The sequence below is a fragment of the Candidatus Methylacidiphilales bacterium genome (assembly GCA_025056655.1).
Taxonomy (GTDB): Bacteria; Verrucomicrobiota; Verrucomicrobiia; order Methylacidiphilales; family JANWVL01; genus JANWVL01.
This window is the reverse complement of the sequence record JANWVL010000103.1, coordinates 1-3,784: the sequence shown is the minus strand read 5'-3', so window position 1 is coordinate 3,784 and position 3,784 is coordinate 1. Positions and strand designations below refer to the sequence as shown.

At 52.3% G+C, this 3,784-nt stretch carries 4 protein-coding genes and 1 riboswitch; all 4 genes read right to left on the bottom strand.

Features of this window, described 5'->3' with window-relative positions; translation table 11 throughout:
* Positions 1 to 1,340: NADP-dependent isocitrate dehydrogenase (locus tag NZM04_06355; protein ID MCS7063650.1), on the bottom strand; the 1,340-nt coding region annotated here is incomplete at its 3' end.
* A 56-nt stretch (positions 1,341 to 1,396) separates the two neighbouring features.
* Complete coding sequence (gene thrC / locus NZM04_06350) at positions 1,397 to 2,668, bottom strand: threonine synthase (GenBank protein MCS7063649.1); 1,272 nt, start codon at positions 2,666 to 2,668, stop codon at positions 1,397 to 1,399.
* Positions 2,669 to 2,736: 68 nt separating this feature from the next.
* A riboswitch (SAM riboswitch) is annotated at positions 2,737 to 2,856 on the bottom strand.
* Positions 2,857 to 2,939: 83 nt separating this feature from the next.
* Complete coding sequence (locus NZM04_06345; GenBank protein ID MCS7063648.1) at positions 2,940 to 3,500, bottom strand: WcaF family extracellular polysaccharide biosynthesis acetyltransferase; 561 nt, start codon at positions 3,498 to 3,500, stop codon at positions 2,940 to 2,942.
* Between the two features lie 4 nt (positions 3,501 to 3,504).
* Positions 3,505 to 3,784 (bottom strand): anion permease (locus NZM04_06340; protein ID MCS7063647.1); only part of this gene is annotated, 280 nt, incomplete at its 5' end.

Genomic DNA, 3,784 nt, shown 5'->3' with positions numbered 1-3,784 from the left:
GCGCGATGAGGAATCTGAGCTTCGGGACTTTCGGGAAGTTGGAAGCGGCAGCGGTAAACGTCCACAGTAAATGTCTCTTCAAGTCCTCCAGGCCAAACTTTCATTCCGCGATTGGAGATCATTTCGAGTTTCAGGCCGTCGGCTTGAAGAGGAAGGAGCTTTTGAGCAAGGGGCTCAGGTTTTCCTGTAAATGCGATGAAGACGTCCGCTCCGACGAGGCGTTTTATCTCGCTTGGCGGAGTGTAGGGCGGACGGGCAGTGAGCGGGCGTTGTAAGGTGGCTGAATAGGCTACCGGCTTGAGGACTTGTGGAGTCTGCCCGAGGCGCGCGACGACGGCTTCGGCGAATTCTTTGGTGCCAACTTTTTGTTTCGAGACACCTTCTTTGTAGATGTCGTAGGTGTGGATGCCGTCTTCGATGGTCTTGAGCCAGGCGTTGTGAGCGCGGGTGGCGACGTCTCCTTGGCCGATGTGAACGAGCATCTGGATGGCTCCCAGAAAGAGGCCTGAGGGGTTGGCGAGGTTTTGTCCGGCACGGCGCGGCGCTGAGCCGTGGATGGCTTCAAACATGGCGCATCCGTCGCCGATGTTTGCTGAGCCAGCGAGGCCGACTGAGCCTGCAATTTGGGCAGCGACGTCGGAGAGGATGTCGCCGTAGAGGTTCGGCATCACGATGACGTCGAAATTTTCTGGGGTATCGGCGAGCTTTGCGGCGCCGATGTCTACGATCCAATGTTCTTTTTCTATGTCGGGATATTCTGCTCCGATCTCATCGAAGACCTTATGAAATAGGCCATCGGTAAGTTTCATGATATTATCTTTGGTGAAGCAGGTGACTTTTTTTCGGCCGTAGGCGCGGGCATATTCGAATGCGTAGCGGATGATTTTTTCACAGCCGGGGCGAGTGATAATCTTTAGGCATTGGGTGACTTCGTGGGTCTGGCGGTGCTCGATGCCAGCGTAGGTGTCTTCTTCGTTTTCACGAATGATGACGACATCCATCTGGGGATGTTTTGTGGCAACAAAGGGGTGGTAGCTGAGGCAGGGACGGATGTTGGCGTAGAGGCCAAAAGCTTTGCGGATGGTGACGTTGAGCGATTTGAATCCTCCGCCTTGAGGTGTGGTGATGGGGGCTTTGAGAAAGACTTTGGTGCGTCGCAAGGATTCAAAAGCTTGAGGCTCAATGCCCGCGGGATTCCCACGAAGGTAGACTTTTTCACCAATTTCTATGGTCTCGATATCAAGACGGGCGCCAGCTTCTTTGAGGATGTGGAGGGTAGCATCCATGATTTCAGGCCCGATACCATCTCCGTAAGCAACAGTAATTGGGGTGCTGTTCATATAGAATGATAGGTTGGCAGGATAGCAAACTGAGGAAAAATGCAAGCTTCGCTCGACTAAGTGAGCATGGGGAGGTGAACGTCTATGACGCCATCGCCGGCGACAGCTGCCTCAAATTCGCGTAGGTGTGATCCAATGGTGCGAGGACGCGGCAACGATTCCGCGACAGCTTCGGCGGTTTTGAGACCATGCCCTGTGATGCATAGGACGATGCGCTGGTCACGCGGGATGTGGCCCCCTTCAATGAGTTTCTTTGCGCAGGCGACTGTGACACCGCCCGCTGTTTCAGCAAATATGCCTTCAGTCTCAGCGAGGAGGCGTATTCCGGCGATGATTTCTTCATCGCTCGCGTCTTCAGCTAGGCCGCGGGTGGCGCGCATGGTGTTAACCGCATAGTAACCGTCGGCGGGTGTGCCGATGGCCAGGGATTTTGCTATAGTGCGCGGTTGCTTAATCGGCTTGATAATGTCTCGACCAGCCTTGTGAGCTGCAGTGATGGGGTTACATCCTGAGGCTTGCGCGCCATGGATGTGAAACGGAGCTTCGTTGACTAATCCCACGCGGATCGCCTCCGTGTAGGCTTTGTATATTTTTGTAAGAAGTGATCCGCTAGCCATGCAGACGATGGTATGTGTGGGAATCTGCCAACCGAGTTGCTCAAGGATTTCAAAGCCCATGGTTTTGGAGCCTTCTGCGTAATAGGGACGCAGGTTTACGTTCACAAAGCCCCAACCATACTTACCTGCGATCTCTGAGCAGAGGCGATTGACATCATCATACGGCCCGTGGATGCCGATGACTTGCGTGCCATAGACGAGGGAGTTAAGGACTTTGTTGTGCTCGAGATCCGCAGGAATGAGGACGTAGCTTTTGAGTCCTGCCGAAGCGGCGTTGGCAGCGACGGAATTCGCGAGGTTACCTGTAGAGGCGCAGGCGACGACCTTGAAGCCAAGCTCTCGAGCACGCGTGAGCGCGACAGCGACGACGCGATCTTTGAAAGAAAGGGTAGGATAATTAACGGTGTCGTTTTTGACGTAGATTTCCTTAACTCCGAGTGCCTGCGCTAGACGGTCGGCTTTAACCAATGGCGTGAAGCCTACTTGTAAACCTACGGTAGGTTCGCCATGAATGGGTAGGAGCTCGCGATATCGCCACATGCTTTCCGGACGGCTTTCGATTAAATCGCGAGAGAGATGTTTTCGGATAACGTCGTAGTGATAATCGGCTTCAAGCGGACCGAAGTCGTATTCACAGACGTGGATGGCCTTAGCTGGGTATAGGCGTCCGCATTCGCGGCACTTGAGGTGGGTGAAAAATTCGCGGCTCATATTTTGGAATTAGGCTTATCGCGAGCCGCTGGAGGAGGATTTATGAGTATCGTAAGGACACCGATCTCACCTCATCCTTCTTGCGTCACTTTTGCAACGCAAGCCGGGCTTGGCACCTTGACGAAAGGATCCTCTTTCCGGTTGCCGCAGCTTCAACGGGCCGGTCCCTCTGCTGCTCTTGATAAGGTAGAAGCAAAATATGAAAAAAAATTATTTGGTCAAATTAAATCCATTTTTCTGGCGCCAACATGCGCTTCATTTACCTAAAACGCTATTCTTGTATTATTCTTTGCCGAATCTTGGTAGCGCTCTGGCTTTGGTAAATAGAAAATGGCTCGGTGTCTTTCGAAACGACAGTTCCTGCATATATCACCGAGTGGTCTGCTATCACTACCCCTGGAGCAATCAGCGCGCGGGCTCCAATCCATGCTCCATCGTGGATTTTGATGGGTCGAGTGATCAGATCGAACGTAACTTTTTTATAATCATGATTGCCCGTCAATAAATACGCGCCTTGGGAAATACAGACATGTGACCCCACCACTACTGTGTCGAGATTGTCAATCCACACTTGTTCGCCAATCCATACGTAATCGCCTATTTCAAGGTTCCAGGGAAACTTAATTTTAACATTTGGCTTAATCACTACGCCGACCCCTATTCTCGCGCCAAACAATCTTAAGATTGCACATTTAATGCGGCTCGGCCAAGGCCACCTGCTTTCGAATATCAAAACACTCAAGACATACCATGCGGCCCACCTCAGTCGCTGTCTATGAGCAGATGCTCGTTGGCTATAGGCATCCAGCCTTACACGCAGATGATCATTCATAATTTTAATTCACAAAAGTCCCTTCGATCATCGCCCCAGCAAACAAATATAAAAGCAGCAAAATAAGCAATCCAAGTATCGTGCAGGAACTCCCCGCAATGATCATCTCCCTCGTCGAAAAAAGTCCGGTGCCATAAGCGATTGCGTTCGGCGGCGTGCTAATCGGCAAACTCATCGCCAACGAAGCGCCCCATGCCACAGATAACGCCGCGCGCACCGGCGCATCGGGCACCAGCATGAGCGCCAGAGGCATGATCATCAACGCAGCCGATGTGTTGCTCATG

Bases quoted from the DNA above. Each gene is read 5' to 3' on its own strand.
- NZM04_06345 (MCS7063648.1), bottom strand. From the start codon at position 3,500: ATGAATGATCATCTGCGTGTAAGGCTGGATGCCTATAGCCAACGAGCA.
- thrC (MCS7063649.1), bottom strand. From the start codon at position 2,668: ATGAGCCGCGAATTTTTCACCCACCTCAAGTGCCGCGAATGCGGACGC.